Annotated in this window: 13 protein-coding genes and 1 tRNA gene; 5 read left to right on the forward strand and 9 right to left on the reverse strand. The window is 49.6% G+C overall.

Annotated elements, in window-relative coordinates; genetic code table 11:
• Positions 1 to 193: 193 nt before the first annotated feature.
• Entirely contained in the window at positions 194 to 1,459 is a 1,266-nt protein-coding gene (locus HMPREF3091_RS19355) for a tyrosine-type recombinase/integrase (RefSeq protein ID WP_070718165.1), read from the reverse strand.
• A gap of 198 nt (positions 1,460 to 1,657) precedes the next feature.
• Positions 1,658 to 1,742: transfer RNA gene (locus HMPREF3091_RS19360), tRNA-Leu, on the reverse strand.
• Between the two features lie 324 nt (positions 1,743 to 2,066).
• Here HMPREF3091_RS19360 and HMPREF3091_RS19365 point away from each other — a divergent pair.
• Positions 2,067 to 2,474, forward strand: coding sequence for a DUF4440 domain-containing protein (locus HMPREF3091_RS19365; RefSeq protein ID WP_070718168.1), 408 nt, complete (start codon positions 2,067 to 2,069; stop codon positions 2,472 to 2,474).
• A gap of 55 nt (positions 2,475 to 2,529) precedes the next feature.
• On the opposite strand, the gene HMPREF3091_RS19370 is transcribed toward HMPREF3091_RS19365, so the two are convergent.
• Complete coding sequence (locus HMPREF3091_RS19370) at positions 2,530 to 3,450, reverse strand: L,D-transpeptidase family protein (protein ID WP_004097249.1); 921 nt, start codon at positions 3,448 to 3,450, stop codon at positions 2,530 to 2,532.
• A gap of 326 nt (positions 3,451 to 3,776) precedes the next feature.
• Here HMPREF3091_RS19370 and ampH point away from each other — a divergent pair, with 326 nt between their 5' ends.
• Entirely contained in the window at positions 3,777 to 4,928 is a 1,152-nt protein-coding gene (gene ampH, locus HMPREF3091_RS19375; RefSeq protein WP_070718171.1) for a D-alanyl-D-alanine-carboxypeptidase/endopeptidase AmpH, read from the forward strand.
• A gap of 86 nt (positions 4,929 to 5,014) precedes the next feature.
• On the opposite strand, the gene lptG is transcribed toward ampH, so the two are convergent.
• Entirely contained in the window at positions 5,015 to 6,085 is a 1,071-nt protein-coding gene (gene lptG, locus HMPREF3091_RS19380; RefSeq protein ID WP_004097246.1) for an LPS export ABC transporter permease LptG, read from the reverse strand.
• Positions 6,085 to 7,185, reverse strand: a complete 1,101-nt coding sequence (lptF, locus tag HMPREF3091_RS19385) for an LPS export ABC transporter permease LptF (protein ID WP_004097245.1) — start codon at positions 7,183 to 7,185, stop codon at positions 6,085 to 6,087. Before lptF ends, lptG begins: the two co-directional genes overlap by 1 nt.
• 675 nt (positions 7,186 to 7,860) lie before the next feature.
• Here lptF and pepA point away from each other — a divergent pair.
• The 3 genes from pepA (at position 7,861) to HMPREF3091_RS19400 (ending at position 12,834) form a co-directional block, all read left to right on the forward strand.
• Entirely contained in the window at positions 7,861 to 9,372 is a 1,512-nt protein-coding gene (gene pepA / locus HMPREF3091_RS19390; protein ID WP_070718175.1) for a leucyl aminopeptidase, read from the forward strand.
• Between the two features lie 128 nt (positions 9,373 to 9,500).
• Positions 9,501 to 9,950: a DNA polymerase III subunit chi gene (locus tag HMPREF3091_RS19395; protein WP_004097243.1), complete on the forward strand. Its 450-nt coding sequence runs from the start codon at positions 9,501 to 9,503 to the stop codon at positions 9,948 to 9,950.
• Between the two features lie 28 nt (positions 9,951 to 9,978).
• Positions 9,979 to 12,834, forward strand: a complete 2,856-nt coding sequence (locus HMPREF3091_RS19400) for a valine--tRNA ligase (protein WP_070718177.1) — start codon at positions 9,979 to 9,981, stop codon at positions 12,832 to 12,834.
• An 87-nt stretch (positions 12,835 to 12,921) separates the two neighbouring features.
• On the opposite strand, the gene HMPREF3091_RS19405 is transcribed toward HMPREF3091_RS19400, so the two are convergent.
• Genes HMPREF3091_RS19405 through atoD form a run of 4 tightly spaced genes read right to left on the reverse strand, consistent with a single transcriptional unit; the run spans position 12,922 to position 16,758 of the window.
• Entirely contained in the window at positions 12,922 to 14,100 is a 1,179-nt protein-coding gene (locus tag HMPREF3091_RS19405; protein WP_070718181.1) for an acetyl-CoA C-acetyltransferase, read from the reverse strand.
• An 11-nt stretch (positions 14,101 to 14,111) separates the two neighbouring features.
• Complete coding sequence (locus HMPREF3091_RS19410; protein ID WP_004097239.1) at positions 14,112 to 15,434, reverse strand: TIGR00366 family protein; 1,323 nt, start codon at positions 15,432 to 15,434, stop codon at positions 14,112 to 14,114.
• Positions 15,431 to 16,096, reverse strand: a complete 666-nt coding sequence (locus HMPREF3091_RS19415; RefSeq protein WP_070718185.1) for a 3-oxoacid CoA-transferase subunit B — start codon at positions 16,094 to 16,096, stop codon at positions 15,431 to 15,433. The genes HMPREF3091_RS19410 and HMPREF3091_RS19415 overlap by 4 nt, the downstream gene beginning before the upstream one ends.
• Positions 16,093 to 16,758 carry an acetate CoA-transferase subunit alpha gene (atoD, locus tag HMPREF3091_RS19420; RefSeq protein ID WP_070718187.1) on the reverse strand — a complete coding sequence of 222 codons (666 nt, stop codon included), beginning with the start codon at positions 16,756 to 16,758 and terminating at the stop codon, positions 16,093 to 16,095. Before atoD ends, HMPREF3091_RS19415 begins: the two co-directional genes overlap by 4 nt.
• Between the last annotated feature and the right edge of the window lie 191 nt (positions 16,759 to 16,949).

Raw genomic sequence — 16,949 nt, forward strand, 5'->3', positions numbered from 1 at the left:
ATGACCATTGCGCGAACAAGGCATAGTGGATATTTAACACTTCCGTTCACATACCGGACAAAAAAATAAAGTTTTACATAACGATTTCCTTCTTGATTGAGTTAAGACAAAAGCCTCTCCCCATTAGGGCGGAGGCTTCTCAGTTATAAGCTTTTAATTAACAAAGAGTGAATATTCAGACACTTAGTTAGTATTATCGAAAAGGACTATTAATCTTTGCATAGTCAAATAGAGTGATAGCTGCCATTCTATTCGCATCAAGATAATCCGCCCACCACTGCAGCATCAACCTGCGCTCCCCCAGATGCTCCGCCTTATGGATATAAGCCGCACGTACAGAGTTACGCTCCATATGGCTCATCTGCCGTTCAACCGCATCCCTCGACCACAATCCCGATTCTATCAATGAACTACAGGCCATTGTTCTGAAACCATGTCCACACACTTCTGTTTTAGTGTCATAGCCCATGACTCGCAGAGCCTTATTCACCGTATTCTCACTCATAGGCTTACGTGGATCGTGATCGCCAACGAAGATCAGCTCTCGATTCCCACTCATTTTTTTGATCTTTTCCAGAATGGCTAGAGCCTGCCGCGACAAGGGAACAAGATGTGGAGTCCGCATCTTCGAACCACGCTGAGAATGCTTAACTCCTTCCAGTGGCTCACGCTCGCCCGGAATCGTCCACATGGCCGTTTCAAAATCGACTTCTGGCCAGCGAGCAAAGCGCAGTTCACTCGAACGAATGAAGACCAGTAAAGTGAGTTCCACTGCCAACCTAGTTAACGGCCTGCCGGAGTAGTGATCAATGCGATGAAGTAATTCAGGAATGCGATTGAGTTCTAGCGCTGCGCGATGCTGTCTTTTCGCCGTAGCAACCGCACCAGCAATCTCTTGCGCAGGGTTGTAGTCGATTAATCCGCTCTGAACGGCAAAGCGCATAATCGCAGTAGTCCGCTGCTGTAAACGAGCGGCGACTTCAAGACGCCCGGATGACTCCACCGCTTTGATGGGTACAAGAAGATCCCGCGTCTTCAGTTCCGCAATGTTCCGCTTACCGATGGCAGCAAAGAGATTATCTTCGAGGCTTTTCAATACACGAGCGCTATGCGATGCAGACCACTTCTGATTGCTGGCGTGCCACTCTCTGGCTACCACTTCAAACGTTATCGCCTCTTGTTCCTGTTCTACCTTAACAGCTTTCTTGTTTTCACTGGGATCGACACCATTAGCTAAAAGCTTACGAGCCTCATCCCGGCGTGCCCGAGCATCAGCCAATGACACTTCAGGATATTTCCCCAACGCCAGCATCTTCTCTTTGCCGCCGAAGCGATAACGAAGTCGCCAATATTTAGAACCGTTAGGGTGAACCAGCAATACCATGCCGTCACCATCAGTAAGCTTATAAGCTCTTTCTTCTGGTTTAGCCGAACGAACCTTCACATCACTCAGAGCCATGATGAGTATCCTTTCAAGGGTTCTGTGTGGGTACAAACATTATCGAACCGGGATATACCCGCAGTTGTACCCGCATCAGTAAGTTGATGTAGATTGAATCAGGTTGACTTAGGTTGAGTGAAAAAGCGAGGAAAGCCTTGCGGATACTGGATTTCAGGCACAAAAAAAGACGTCCGTTGACGTCTATTGATGTTCCGATGGTGCCGAAGGCCGGACTCGAACCGGCACGTCTTTCAACGGTTGATTTTGAATCAACTGCGTCTACCGATTTCGCCACTTCGGCACGAAGAGGTATGCGGAAAACGTGTGCATTATACCTAGCCACGAACCTCACGCAATACTTATCCTGCATTCAATTGTTTAAGTGACCAAAAAAACGGCGAAGATGCGAGGGAAAGCGCGTTATCGCATGTTTTATCATCAATATGTCGTCACCCTTGCCATTCTTGTCGCGTGCTTTACACCTCTTTAAAGACGACATCCGTTTTATTAAATGTCAGCGTAAGAAGAAATTATCGCTTTTTCTGGCGGATGGCGTGAGTTGCGATAAGCTCACTCCACGTTAGCTTTAATTCATTGTGTAGTGCCCTCCTCATCGGGAAAATTTATGTCATCTAACAATCCTTATATTGTTGAAGTAATTGAATCACATGAGTTGATTCAGCAGTGGTTTGCAAATACGGCGGTGGAGGCTGATGTCTGTACACGCTTGCTGTCGCATTTTAGTCCTAGCTTCACCATGGTTGGCGTCAGCGGCCACGCATTAAACTACCCCGCGCTGTGTGCATTCTTTCAGGCTAATGGCGGCGCTAAGCAAGGGCTTAAGATTGAAGTATCGGCGATAAAGATTATCAGCGAGTGGGAAAACGGTGCGGTGCTCAGCTATCAAGAGCAGCAGTCATTGCCAGAACAGGCGGCTTCGCTGAGATACTCAACGGTGGTGTTTGAGAAAGACCTTCAGGGGAAAGTGCTGTGGCGGCATCTGCATGAAACTAAGGCCAATAGCGGGACTTAAAACGTAAAAAAGGCGGGAAATATCCCGCCTTTCGTTTTTTATCAACCAGTATTAATTAGTTGATTTTGATTGGCATACCAGAGCGTGCTGCAACGGCATTATCAACCGCGCTTGTTTGAACGCTTGGATCTGCAATCACTTTATTAATCGCATCGGTTAATACCACTGGAACCGGCGCATCAGAGTTGAACTGCTGCTCTGTCGTCGACAGCGGGTTGTGTACCTCGATGTAACGAGAACCATCGGGCTCAACGGTCGCTTTTACAGGCTCATTGATAAACTGTAAACGGGTGCCGACTGGCACGTGGTCAAACAGGTATTTGATATCGTCATCGCGCAGACGCACACAGCCGTGGCTTACGCGCAGACCGATACCAAAGTTGGCGTTAGTACCGTGAATTGCATACAAACGCCCAATATACAGTGCGTACAGCCCCATTGGGTTGTCAGGACCTGCTGGGAATACCTGTGGAAGAATCTCGCCATTGGCAGCGTACTCTTCATGCATTTTTTTGGTCGGTGTCCACGTTGGCCCCGCTTTCTTACGCTGAACAGAGGTTACCCAGTTCATTGGCGTATCGCGACCTAGTTCACCAATCCCAATAGGCAGAACGACAACGGTTTTAGAGCCTTTTGGATAGTAATACAGACGCATCTCTGCACTGTTGATGATAATGCCTTCACGCGGAGCATTTGGCAGGATCAGTTGGTGTGGAATAGTCAGCGTCATACCCGGTTTTGGCAGATAGGTATCCACTCCTGGGTTAGCTTCCAGCATGTTACTCAGGCCCATCTGATACTGAGCAGCAAAGTGCTCCAGAGGCAGTTTGCTGTCATCTGGAACTTTTACTTGGATATTCTCACCGATCAAGCGGCTATTATTCGCAGGTAAAGGGTATACAACGGCAAATGCGGACTGCATACAAGCAGTTGCTGCCAGAAGCACCGTGAAGAGCGCACGGATACTCATTTTCATGTTTATATTCCTGTTGAGTGCTAGACCGCGCGCAGGCGGTTGTCAATGTTAGTCAGAGAAGACTGGATGCGCATTATATGTGCACAAACGCAAAAGAGGAAAACATTCGTGTGTATCTTCTTAACAACGTATTTTTTCCATCACTAAACCAAACTGTGCATATCTTAAGATTAGCGCTGCCAGTGAGCTAGATCACAACCATTTTTGTTTCCATATGTAGCGTTTGGTTTTATTTACAAAAAATCAATGAATTCTGCTCTGCGACCGCTCTTGTTAGCATTAATATGTCCCCACTAAAAATCTGACCAAACCTATTGCCTGAAAAAATGGATAAACGCGTGTTGAAATTTTTCCCTGCGACACTGCTGGCTGTCGCCTGTGCGCTAATACCAATTAGTGCCTTTGCCCAACAACCTGAACCCTTGGCCTCTCAGGTTGTTGACGGGTACGCCGAGCACATTTTCTATAACAGCGGTGCTGCTGCGATGGCTTTAGTGGCCATTGATAACAATCAACAGGTGTTTAGAAGCTTTGGTGAAACTCGTCCAGGGAACGATATTCGTCCGCGCAAAGACTCACTCATCCGTATCGCATCACTCACTAAGTTGATGACCAGTGAAGTCCTCGTGAAACTGGCGGATGAAAGAAAAGTCAGTCTGTACGACCCATTAAGGAAATATGCGCCTAAGGGCATGCGGGTGCCTTCCTATAGCGCCAATCAGCCAATCATCCTGATGAATTTGGCCTCTCATACCAGCGGACTCCCTCGTGAACAACCAGGGGGAGCACCTCATCGCGATGTCTTTACGTGGCCAACCAAATCTGATCGTTGGCAATGGTTGAAAAGTGCCAAAATAACCGTGCCACCGGGCGTACGCGCATCTTATTCCAATCTGGCTTTCGACCTGCTGGCAGACGCCCTCGCTCAAGCTACGGGGAAATCCTATCCGAGTTTATTGAAAGAGAAAGTCACCCAACCACTCGGTATGAAAGACACCACCTACACGCCGTCCCCAGAGCAATGCTCGCGGATGATCGTACCCGCTCGCGGTGCTAGCCCATGCCAAAGCAGCCTTGCCGCCATCGGTAGCGGTGGAATTTATTCCACCCCAGAAGATATGCAGCGTTGGATGCAACAGTTCCTATCGTCATCTACTCAGCCACGTAGCCCCTATGCACAACAGTTGCTGAAAATGTATTACCAGCGTGAAAAACTGACGATGATTAAAGGTATGGATGTCCCTGGCAAAGCGGCAGCGTTAGGGCTAGGTTGGGTCTATATGGCACCGCAAAATGGTTTACCGGGAATGATTCAAAAGACCGGCGGCGGCGGTGGATTTATTACCTATATGGCGCTGATACCTGAGAAAAATGTCGGTGTATTCGTTGTGGTGGCTCGCACTGAACTCAGCAAGTTTACGAACATGAGCGATGGCGTTAATCAGCTTGTGAGTGAATTAGCCCAAAAAAACCAGTGAACTGCGTCAGTTTCAACCAATAAAAAACGGGCCTATCAAGGCCCGTTTTTATCTCATACTGAATAGAAGTACTGAATAGAAGAAGACTACGATTTTCTCAGCAGCATATAGACACTAATCAGCAGAAATAGCAGACTCGGTAGTATCGCACCCAGCACCGGCGGAACGCTGTACACCAAGCTTAGTGGTCCAAATATCTCATCGAGCACGTAGAAAAAGAAGCCAAAGCTAATACCGGTCAACACCCTTACGCCCATAGGCACACTACGCAGTGGACCAAAGATAAAGGAGAGTGCCATCAGCATCATTACCGCCACAGACAGCGGAGCGAAAATCTTGCTCCACATGTTTAGCTGATAACGCGAGGATTCCTGCCCACTTTGCTTCAAATACTTCACGTAATGATACAGACCGCTGATAGAAAGAGAGTCAGGACTCATGGCAACGACACCCAATTTGTCTGGGGTCAGATTGGTTTTCCAAACGCCGTTCAGCGTCTGTGAGCCGGTGATCCTTTTGCTGTCGGTCAGGTTAGATTCTTCAACCTGCGATAGCTTCCACTGGTGACCTTCAAACGTTGCAGAGTTGGCATAGCGTAATTTTTGCAAGTGACGTTCATTATCAAAGCTATAAATACTCACGCCCTGAATACTTTTCTCACCTGTAACACGCTGGATAAAGATAAAGTCGGTGCCATCTTTTGCCCACAACCCCGTTTGCGTAGAGAGCAATGATCCTCCATACATCTGCTGAGCACGATAGTTACGCGCAGCCTGCTCCCCTTGTGGAGCAACCCACTCGCCAATCGCCATCGTCAGGATAACCAACGGAATAGCGGTTTTCATCACTGAGGAGGCGATTTGCATGCGGGTATAACCCGCCGCCTGCATAACCACCAGCTCACTGCGTTGCGCAAGCATCCCGAGACCTAACAGCGCCCCGAGCAGAGCGGCCATAGGAAAGAAGACTTCAATGTCCTTTGGCACGCTTAACAGAGTGTAAAGCCCTGCGCCAGCGGCAGAGTAATCCCCCTGCCCGACCTTACGCAGCTGATCGACGAATTTGATAATTCCCGATAGCGACACCAGCATAAACAGCGTTGCCATGATGGTGCTGAAGATGGTGCGCCCAATGTAACGGTCTAATACTCCTAGCATCAGGCGACTCCTTTACCAGTCATTCGCGCACGGATTCGACGCATCGGCAGCGTATCCCAAATGTTCAACGCAATCGCGAGCAGCAGATAGAAGCCGTTCACTACCCATACCCAGATAAAGGGATCAATCTTGCCTTTGGCAGCGTTGGAACGCAGAGAGCTTTGCAGCAGGAAGAAGATGAGATACAGCAGCATCGCTGGCAGCATACTCAACACTCGACCTTGTCGCGGGTTAACCACGCTCAAAGGCACGACCATCAACGCCATCACAAAGACAGAGAATACCAACGTGATACGCCAGTGGAACTCAGCGCGGAAGTCTTTTTCGTTGGAATCCCACAGCGCCGTCATGGGTGCCTGATCGGCATTGCTTGGATTTAATACAACAGCCTGATGCCCAATAACCGCTTCATAGTTAACGAAATCGGTAATACGGAAGTCACGCAACAACGCGGTCCCTTCATAGCGAGTACCGGTATCGAGCACCACCTGTTGGGAGCCATCAGGACGCCCTTCCATATGGCCAGTATCTGCCACCACGACCGACGGGCGTTGCGTTCCATTAGGACGCAATTGCGCTAAAAAGACGTTTTCGAACTTTTTGCCCTTAACATCGCCCACAAACAGCACATAGTTGCCATCCTTTGAAGGCTGGAACTGCCCTTCAACCATGGATGCTAAACCGGGGTTGGCCTTGGCCTCCGCCATCACTTCATCGGAGTGGAATGACGACCATGGGCTCACCCAAAACGCGTTAACCAATGCAAACGCGCCCGTAATAAAGGCAAGAATCATCGCGGTTTTAATCAGCACGCCTTTGCCTAAGCCACAGGCATGCATAACCACGATTTCACTCTCGGTATAAAGTTTACCCAGCGTCATCAGTAGCCCGAGGAACAGGCTAAGAGGCAGAATAAGCTGGGCCATCTCAGGCACACCCAGCCCGAGGAGAGATAACACTAAGTTTGTCGGAATTTCGCCGTCAACTGCCGCACCGAGTATCCGCACCATCTTTTGACAAAAAAAGATCAGCAGCAGGATAAATAGGATAGCAATCTGACTCTTAAACGTTTCCCGTACCAGATATCTAATGATGATCACGCTTATTACGCCTGTGAAAACTTGTCTTTTTGCAGGAAAATAGATAATTTCTACGCTAACCCGCCATTTTTATGATGATTATGGCGGCGGTTACAATCAGAATAGCATTACAGCATGTGCCACAAGTGTAACCTATAGGAACACACTTATAACTGGCACTTTGTAGAGAGCGAATCGCCAACTACCTGTGATGTATACCCAAACTTGTTATCGTTGTCGCAAACAATGAACACAGCAACAACATAACGATAAGAAAGGTAAACTGATTGTACAGTAAAACAATTGTACCGTAATCGTTGGTAACGAAAACGAGAAAATAACTACCGATTGTACAACGTCCCTCTGCACAGCACATAAAGTGCCTAGCAGAATGAGAGAAAATCACGCCATTACCGATGAAAATGTGGACAAAAACCGCCATCGTCTGTGAAAAACGTGAATTAGTGTTCCAGTCAGTTCAACGGCAAGGGCCGACATAATAGTGACTTAAGCGGTATTTCTTGCAGTAAGAAATATCTCAATACCCCAAATAATTGTAGCTGCATCAAGGCGACAAGCGAGAAACCCTGAAAAGTTGGGTGAAGCATCGCAGTTAAGAAGACACGGCCTCAAGTATGCAAGGTATTATAGCTTAGTCATCACCCGCACCGTTGTCTTTAAGATTCAGGAGAGTGCATGGAGTTCAGTGTAAAAAGCGGTAGCCCGGAAAAACAACGTAGCGCCTGTATTGTCGTCGGTGTTTTCGAACCGCGCCGACTGTCCCCAATCGCAGAACAGCTCGATAAAATCAGCGATGGCTACATCAGTGCCCTACTGCGCCGTGGCGAACTGGAAGGTAAAGTGGGTCAAACTTTATTGTTGCACCACGTACCTAACGTACTCTCAGAACGCATTTTGCTGATTGGCTGTGGCAAAGAACGCGAGCTGGACGAACGTCAGTATAAACAAGTCATCCAAAAAACGATTAATACGCTGAACGACACGGGTTCAATGGAAGCGGTTTGCTTCCTGACTGAGCTGCATGTCAAAGGCCGTAATACTTACTGGAAAGTACGTCAGGCGGTCGAAACAGCCAAAGAAACGCTTTATACCTTCGATCAGTTGAAGAGCAATAAAGCCGAGCCACGTCGTCCACTGCGCAAAATGGTCTTCAACGTCCCAACCCGTCGTGAACTGACCAGCGGCGAACGAGCGATCCAGCACGGCTTAGCGATTGCCGCCGGTATTAAAGCCGCGAAAGATCTTGGCAATATGCCGCCGAATATCTGTAACGCAGGATATCTGGCATCTCAGGCGCGCCAATTAGCAGATAGCTTCAGCCCCAACGTCAGCACCCGTGTTATCGGCGAGCAGCAGATGAAAGAGCTGGGCATGAATGCTTATCTGGCCGTTGGGCAAGGTTCGCAAAATGAATCACTGATGTCTGTTATTGAGTATAAAGGCAGCAAGAACCCAGATGCCAAGCCTATCGTCTTGGTTGGTAAGGGATTAACCTTTGACTCCGGCGGTATTTCTATCAAACCAGCGGATAGCATGGATGAGATGAAATACGATATGTGCGGTGCAGCATCTGTCTATGGCGTAATGCGTATGGCCGCTGAGCTGCAACTGCCGCTGAATATCGTTGGCGTACTCGCGGGCTGTGAAAACATGCCAGGTGGGCGCTCATACCGTCCGGGTGACATATTAACCACGATGAACGGCCAAACCGTTGAAGTGCTTAATACCGATGCCGAAGGCCGTTTGGTGCTGTGTGATGTTCTAACCTACGTTGAACGCTTCGAGCCCGATGTGGTTATTGACGTTGCGACATTAACCGGTGCCTGCGTGATTGCTCTGGGTCATCATCTGACTGGGCTGATGGCCAACCATAACCCATTAGCATCAGAACTGATCAGTGCATCAGAACAGGCTGGTGACCGTGCGTGGCGTCTACCCATGATGGATGAGTTCCAAGAACAACTGGATTCTAACTTTGCTGATATGGCAAACATCGGTGGCCGTCCGGGCGGAGCAATTACCGCCGCTTGCTTCCTGTCTCGATTCACCCGTAAATACAGCTGGGCGCATCTGGATATCGCAGGTACGGCATGGCGTTCCGGTAAAGCCAAAGGCGCAACAGGCCGCCCTGTTGCTATGTTGTCTCAGTTCCTGCTCAATCGCGCAGGGCTGAATGGCGACGATTAAGGAAATTTAGTTAATAATGGAGACCCCGATTCGGCTTCCCCTTAACAGGGAATGGCCGGAAGGGGTCTTTAGTTGTTTTTATTTCACTACTTCATAAGTGCTGCATAAGCTTAAGGCTCAATCACATCATGAAACAGGCAACCTTCTATCTTCTGGAACATCATCAGCCTGATGGTGAACTGGATGCCGTTGAGGCGCTGGCCTGTGACCTTGCTGCCGAACAATGGCGTTCAGGTAAACGAATTCTCATTGCCTGCCAAAGTCAGGAACAGGCGGTAAAACTGGATGAGGCGCTATGGGCTCGAGATCCCCACCAGTTCGTGCCACATAATCTCGCTGGTGAAGGTCCGCATTACGGCGCGCCAGTGGAATTATCATGGCCAGGAAAACGCGGCAATGCACCGCGCGAACTGATGATCTGCCTACAGACCGAGTTCGCGGATTTTGCCACCGCTTTCCATGAAGTGATAGACTTCGTTCCTTATGAAGACGCTTTAAAGCAGTTGGCGCGCGAGCGCTATAAAATCTACCGCAGCGTCGGCTTCCAATTGACCACGGCTACGCCGCCAACTCACTGATCGATCAAAATCAAAGAACAGACGAACCATGGAAAAGACATATAACCCGCAAGACATTGAGCAGCCGCTCTACGAGCACTGGGAACAGCAGGGCTACTTCAAGCCGAATGGCGACACCAGCAAAGAAAGCTTCTGTATTATGATCCCGCCGCCGAACGTCACCGGCAGCCTGCATATGGGTCACGCTTTCCAGCAGACCATCATGGATACCATGATCCGCTATCAGCGCATGCAGGGTAAAAATACCCTGTGGCAGGTCGGTACTGACCACGCGGGTATCGCCACTCAAATGGTTGTCGAGCGTAAAATCGCAGCCGAAGAAGGCAAAACACGCCATGACTATGGTCGTGATGCCTTCATTGACAAAATTTGGCAATGGAAAGAAGAATCTGGCGGTACTATCACTCGCCAAATGCGTCGTCTGGGCAACTCCGTAGATTGGGAGCGCGAGCGCTTCACGATGGATGATGGGCTGTCTAACGCAGTTAAAGAAGTGTTCGTTCGTCTGTATAAAGAAGACCTGATTTACCGTGGCAAACGTCTGGTGAACTGGGATCCAAAACTGCGCACCGCAATCTCCGATCTGGAAGTTGAAAACCGCGAAACTAAAGGTTCCATGTGGCACCTGCGTTACCCGCTGGCTGACGGCGCAAAAACCGCCGATGGTAAAGACTATCTCGTTGTAGCAACTACCCGTCCTGAAACCCTGTTGGGTGATACTGGCGTAGCGGTAAACCCAGAAGATCCGCGTTATAAAGATTTGATCGGTAAATTCGTGGTACTGCCACTGGTTGGTCGTCGTATTCCTATCGTGGGCGATGAACACGCCGATATGGAAAAAGGCACCGGCTGTGTGAAAATCACCCCTGCCCACGACTTTAACGACTATGAAGTTGGTCGCCGCCATGCGCTACCGATGATCAACATTCTGACCTTCGATGGCGACATTCGCGACGAAGCAGAAGTGTTGGACACCAACGGCGAAGAAACCGACGTTTACAGCAACGAAATCCCAGCACAGTTCCGCGGCATGGAGCGTTTTGCCGCCCGCCGTGCCGTAGTAAAAGCCTGTGAAGAGGCTGGCCTGCTGGTTGAAATCAAGCCTCACGATCTCACCGTTCCTTACGGCGACCGCGGTGGCGTGGTTATCGAGCCAATGCTAACCGACCAATGGTACGTACGTACTGCGCCGCTGGCGAAAGTTGCGATCGAAGCCGTTGAACAGGGCGAAATTCAGTTCGTACCTAAGCAATACGAGAACATGTACTACTCTTGGATGCGCGACATTCAGGACTGGTGTATTTCTCGTCAGCTGTGGTGGGGTCATCGCATTCCAGCCTGGTACGACAATGAAGGCAACGTATTTGTAGGCCGTGACGAAGAAGAAGTTCGCCGCGAAAACAACCTGAGCGCTGACGTAGAACTGAAACAGGACGACGACGTTCTGGATACGTGGTTCTCTTCTGGTCTGTGGACCTTCTCAACGCTGGGCTGGCCTGAACAGACTGAAGCACTGAAAACGTTCCACCCAACCAACGTGTTGACCAGTGGCTTTGACATCATCTTCTTCTGGATCGCGCGCATGATCATGCTGACCATGCATTTCGTGAAAGATGAAAACGGCAAACCGCAGGTTCCATTCAAAACCGTGTATGTGACCGGCCTTATCCGTGATGACGAAGGGCAGAAAATGTCCAAATCCAAGGGTAACGTTATCGATCCGCTGGACATGATCGACGGTATTTCGCTTCCAGAACTGTTAGAAAAACGTACTGGCAATATGATGCAGCCACAGTTGGCTGAGAAAATTGCTAAACGTACCGAAAAACAGTTCCCAGAGGGCATTGAGCCACACGGCACCGACGCTCTGCGCTTCACTCTCGCAGCGCTGGCTTCAACCGGTCGCGACATTAACTGGGATATGAAGCGTCTGGAAGGTTATCGTAACTTCTGTAACAAGCTGTGGAATGCTAGCCGTTTCGTACTGATGAACACCGAAGATCAAGATTGTGGCCTGAACGGTGGTGAAATGGTGCTGTCTCTGGCCGATCGCTGGATCCTCTCTGAATTCAACCAGACAGTAAAAGCGTACCGCGAAGCACTGGATAACTACCGCTTCGATCTGGCGGCTAATATTCTGTACGAATTCACTTGGAACCAATTCTGCGACTGGTATCTGGAGCTGACTAAGCCAGTTATGAACGGGGGTTCTGATGCTGAACTGCGAGGCACTCGCCACACGCTGGTGACCGTACTGGAAGCACTGTTGCGCTTAGCGCATCCAGTTATTCCGTATATCACCGAAACAATCTGGCAGCGAGTGAAAGGCCTGAAGGGAATTACTGCTGATACCATCATGCTGCAGCCGTTCCCTGAGTTCGACGCTTCTCAGGTTGACGAGAAAGCGTTGGCGGATCTGGAGTGGATTAAACAAGCCATCATCGCCGTACGTAATATTCGTGCCGAGATGAACATTGCGCCAAGCAAGCCACTAGAACTGCTTCTGCGTGAATGCAGCGCTGACGCTCAACGTCGTGTTCAAGAAAACCTGAGCTTCATCAAATCACTGGCGCGTTTGGAAAACATCACCGTGCTGCCTGCTGGCGATAAAGGCCCAGTATCTGTGACTAAGCTGGTTGACGGCGCAGAGCTGCTGATCCCGATGGCTGGTCTGATCGACAAAGATGCCGAGCTGGATCGTTTAGCTAAAGAAGTGGCTAAAATCGAAGCGGAAATTGGCCGTATCGAAGCAAAACTCTCTAACGAAGGTTTTGTCGCTCGTGCACCAGAGGCCGTTGTTGCTAAAGAGCGCGAGAAGATGAACGGTTATGCGGATGCGAAAGCGAAGCTGATCGAACAACAAGCGGTTATTGCCGCGCTGTAATTATTCGTCTTTTCATCAGCAACATATAAACAGGGAGCGATAATCGCTCCCTGTTTTCTTATGGTAACTTGAGGCAATTTTCGTAGATTAAATACGCTCAACCACCATCGCGATACCCTGCCCACCGCCGATGCACAGCGTTGCTAAACCTAGCGTCTTATCTCTGGCGGCTAAAGCGTGTAGCAGAGTGACCAGAATACGCGCACCGCTCGCACCTATCGGATGACCTAACGCGATCGCGCCGCCGTTCACGTTCACTTTATCTTCATTAAACCCTAACGTTTTCCCTACTGCGCCAAACTGGGCGGCAAAGGCTTCATTAGCCTCAATGAGATCGATATCCGACAAACTCAAACCACCATTTTTAAGTGCTAGCAGCGTTGCTGGTACCGGGCCCATTCCCATCAACGCAGGTGCAACACCGCCGCTGGCGTAGCTACGGATCCGCGCAAGCGGGGTTAATCCCTGTTCTTTTGCCATGCTTTCAGACATCACAACCAAAGCCGCGGCACCATCGTTGATCCCTGACGCATTGCCTGCCGTTACCGTTCCTTCTGAGGTAAAAGCGGGTTTTAAGCTGGCTAACTTATCTAACGACGTCATACGCGGATGTTCATCCGTAGAAAAAATCTGATCGCCCTTTTTATTCTTAATCACTACTGGCGTAATTTCTTTCTCAAAGCACCCAGTGGCAATCGCCAGCGAAGCTTTTTGTTGAGATGAAAACGCGATGCGATCCTGTTCTTCGCGGCTAATGCCATACTCTTTAGCCACATTCTCCGCGGTGATCCCCATGTGATAACCTTCCGTTGCACACATAAGCCCATCACGCAAAATCACATCATAAACTTGGCCATCACCTAACCGATATCCCCAGCGAGCTTGGCTCTCCAGCAGATAGGGAGCCCGGGTCATGTTCTCCATACCTCCGGCTATCACCGCTCTAGCGTCGCCTGCGCGAATAGCCTGAGCAGCCAGCGCTACGCATTTTAAGCCAGAACCACACACTTTGTTGACGCTATAGGCAGGCACTTGATGCCCAATACCCGCCTTAAGCGCCGCCTGCCGTGCAGGGTTTTGCCCTAACCCGGCCTGAAGCACATTGCCCATGATAACTTCATCAACCAAATTCACATCTAGACCAGCACGATTCAATGCTTCACGAATCACGATTTCGCCAAGAGAAACCGCAGGAATAGAAGAGAGTGAGCCATTAAAGCTCCCTACAGCAGTACGAGTTGCACTGACAATAACGACGTTTTCCATAATGAGATTCCCTAGAAGAAGACCAAACCAATGATGAAAATGGGGCATGTTAGGAGCAGCACGGTGACGCAATAGCCCATGATGTCGCGCACTCCCAAACCTGCGATAGCGAGTGCTGGCAATGCCCAGAATGGCTGCGCCATGTTCATCCACTGCTCACCATAGGCGATAGCCATGGTGGCCTTGCCTAAGTCAGCGCCTAGCGCTTGAGCGGCGGGAATAACAAACGGTCCTTGGATAACCCAATGCCCACCACCAGAAGGGACGGCAAAGTTGATCAGCGCAGAGCTGAAGAAAGTCATGACCGGGAAGGTGTCTTTGTTGGCGATTTCGATGAACCACTGGGTGATCATTCCACCTAACCCCGAGTGTTCCATCATCAACTGGATACCCGCATAGAAGGGGAATTGAACCAGAATACCCGCCGTGCTGCGTGCCGCAGCCGTCACCGCACGCATGTAGGCCATCGGCGTTTTATGCAGCAGCAAACCGGCGATCATGAACAGCAAATTGACAATGTTAATTGTCAGATTGAAACCGTTCTTCCAGAAATACATCACCAAATAGCAGATGCCTAATGCGCTGATAATGAGCGTGATAATGCGGCTCTCTTCCATTTTTTCAGCTACTGTTGCATTCGCTGAAAGGGTCTTTTGGAAATCAGGTTCTTCAGCCAGTAAAGCAGGATCGATGGAAACCACGTTTCCTGCTTTTGGCATCATCATTCTGGTAATAAACGGTAAAAGGACGATCAGCGTGCCGGTAATAAAAATATTGGCGCCAGACAACAAGGTATGACTAACAGGGATAAGCCCCGCAATATGCTCAACGGGGTTACCTGGCGTCGCTGCCAACAAAGGCATTGAGCCAGAAAGGCCACCGCCCCAAGTCATAAAGCCGATATAGGCACAGGCAATCAGCAGCGGATAGTCTGAACCGGGTACACGCCGAGCAACTTCTCGAGCAAACATGGCACCGACAATCAACCCGAAACCCCAGTTAATCACGCAGGCAACCAAGCCAAAGAAAGTCACCAGCATGACGCCTTGAACCGGCGTTTTCGCCATGGACGCGACGGTTCTCAATAGGCGTTTAACCGGAGCCGAGCTGGCTAACGCATGGCCGGTAACAATAATGAGCGCCATCTGCATCCCAAAACCAAGCAGGTTCCAGAATCCATCCCCCCACATTTGCACCATCTGTATCGCGGAGTGCGGCGTACAGGAAAGACCAATGATGAACATAATCATGGTCAGCAACATGGCAAATATCAGGGGGTCAGGAAGATAGCGGCTAACGACTGCCGACATCGCACGCGAAATGCGTCCAATCATAGAGCCCCCTCATTGATCTGAATGGGCATCTCTTTGAAATCGCTCGCCACGCTAAACTGCGCACCGGTCTTCTCTATGATGGTCTCCAAAGAGACTCCAGGTGCATGTTCTTTGAGAATTAATTCCCCTTCAGAGAACGCAAATACCGCCAGCTCGGTCACGATCATATCGACGCAGTTTGTCGCCGTGAGTGGTAGCGTACACAGCGGTAATATTTTCGCCGAACCATCTTTAGCACAGTGCTCCATGGCGATAATCACGTGGCGAGCACCGGTCACCAAGTCCATTGCGCCCCCCATGCCTGGCACCATTTTTCCTGGCACCATCCAGTTAGCTAAATTTCCCTGCTGATCGACCTGCAAACCGCCGAGAATACTGGCATCAACATGGCCACCGCGAATTAATGCAAACGAAAACGCGCTATCAAACATGGCGGCGCCAGCTCGCAGACCACAAGGTTTGCCTCCGGCATCCACCAAGTTTGGACAGGCTTCAGTCACTGGCCCAAGACCTAAGAATCCATTCTCTGATTGCAGAGTGATTTCAATGCCATCAGGCAAGTAGTTCACGACCTGCGTTGGTAGCCCAATTCCCAAGTTCACAACGTTGCCGTCTTTAAGTTCCAACGCAACACGGCGCGCAATTAACTCTTTCGCATTCATGAGCAAACCTCCGGTGAAACCACAACGTAATCAATCAATGCACCTGGCGTGATAACCTGATCGGGCGGGATAGAGCCGACATCAACCATCTGATCTGCTTGGGCAATAACCAGATCGGCCGCTAAGGCAATGATGGGATTGAAATTTCGGGCAGTGAGTTGATAGGCCAGATTGCCGGAACAATCGGCGGTATGCGCATGTACAAGAGCCAAATCGGCGCGCAGCGGAAGTTCTAATAAATATTCAACGCCGTTTTGGACGATCTTTTGTTTGCCTTCCTCAACCACGGTGCCAACGCCTGTTGGGGTCAGAAAACCGCCAAGCCCTGCACCACCACAGCGAATACGCTCAATCAACGTCCCCTGTGGAACAAGCTCAACCAGCATTTCATCGGCGATCATCCGGCGCCCCGTTTCAGGGTTAGTACCAATGTGTGAAGCAATAACTTTTTTGACCCGGCCACTGCTGATCAATGGGCCGACGCCGGTATCTACAAACGCGGTATCGTTGCCAATAATGGTTAAATCTTTTATACCAGATTCAAGTAAGGCTTCGATTAACAGTGGAGGCGTCCCAACCCCCATAAACCCGCCAAACATAATCGTCATCCCATCATGGAAATAAGGGATCACATCAGCGAGAGATATTTTTTTATTTTTCATTGCAGCTCCTTAGAGTTTGCCCTTACTGGGCTACGCCAAGGCCATTGCAATGAGCAGGCCATTATTTATCAACAGTCAGAAATGAATATGCGAATATCTATCCAAATGAATTTTAAGAATATATTTTCACAGAGTTTAAAAGACAAGAAAATAAACAGCGGGCGCAGGTGCAATTTCTTGCACCCATCGCT

The sequence above is a fragment of the Hafnia sp. HMSC23F03 genome, assembly GCF_001816025.1.
Taxonomy (GTDB): Bacteria; Pseudomonadota; Gammaproteobacteria; order Enterobacterales; family Enterobacteriaceae; genus Hafnia; species Hafnia paralvei.

Coding starts and splice junctions, on each gene's coding strand:
- HMPREF3091_RS19355 (WP_070718165.1), bottom strand. CDS start 1,459: ATGGCTCTGAGTGATGTGAAGGTTCGTTCGGCTAAACCAGAAGAAAGA.
- HMPREF3091_RS19365 (WP_070718168.1), top strand. CDS start 2,067: ATGTCATCTAACAATCCTTATATTGTTGAAGTAATTGAATCACATGAG.
- HMPREF3091_RS19370 (WP_004097249.1), bottom strand. CDS start 3,450: ATGAAAATGAGTATCCGTGCGCTCTTCACGGTGCTTCTGGCAGCAACT.
- ampH (WP_070718171.1), top strand. CDS start 3,777: ATGGATAAACGCGTGTTGAAATTTTTCCCTGCGACACTGCTGGCTGTC.
- lptG (WP_004097246.1), bottom strand. CDS start 6,085: ATGCTAGGAGTATTAGACCGTTACATTGGGCGCACCATCTTCAGCACC.
- pepA (WP_070718175.1), top strand. CDS start 7,861: ATGGAGTTCAGTGTAAAAAGCGGTAGCCCGGAAAAACAACGTAGCGCC.
- HMPREF3091_RS19395 (WP_004097243.1), top strand. CDS start 9,501: ATGAAACAGGCAACCTTCTATCTTCTGGAACATCATCAGCCTGATGGT.
- HMPREF3091_RS19400 (WP_070718177.1), top strand. CDS start 9,979: ATGGAAAAGACATATAACCCGCAAGACATTGAGCAGCCGCTCTACGAG.
- HMPREF3091_RS19405 (WP_070718181.1), bottom strand. CDS start 14,100: ATGGAAAACGTCGTTATTGTCAGTGCAACTCGTACTGCTGTAGGGAGC.
- HMPREF3091_RS19410 (WP_004097239.1), bottom strand. CDS start 15,434: ATGATTGGACGCATTTCGCGTGCGATGTCGGCAGTCGTTAGCCGCTAT.
- HMPREF3091_RS19415 (WP_070718185.1), bottom strand. CDS start 16,096: ATGAATGCGAAAGAGTTAATTGCGCGCCGTGTTGCGTTGGAACTTAAA.
- atoD (WP_070718187.1), bottom strand. CDS start 16,758: ATGAAAAATAAAAAAATATCTCTCGCTGATGTGATCCCTTATTTCCAT.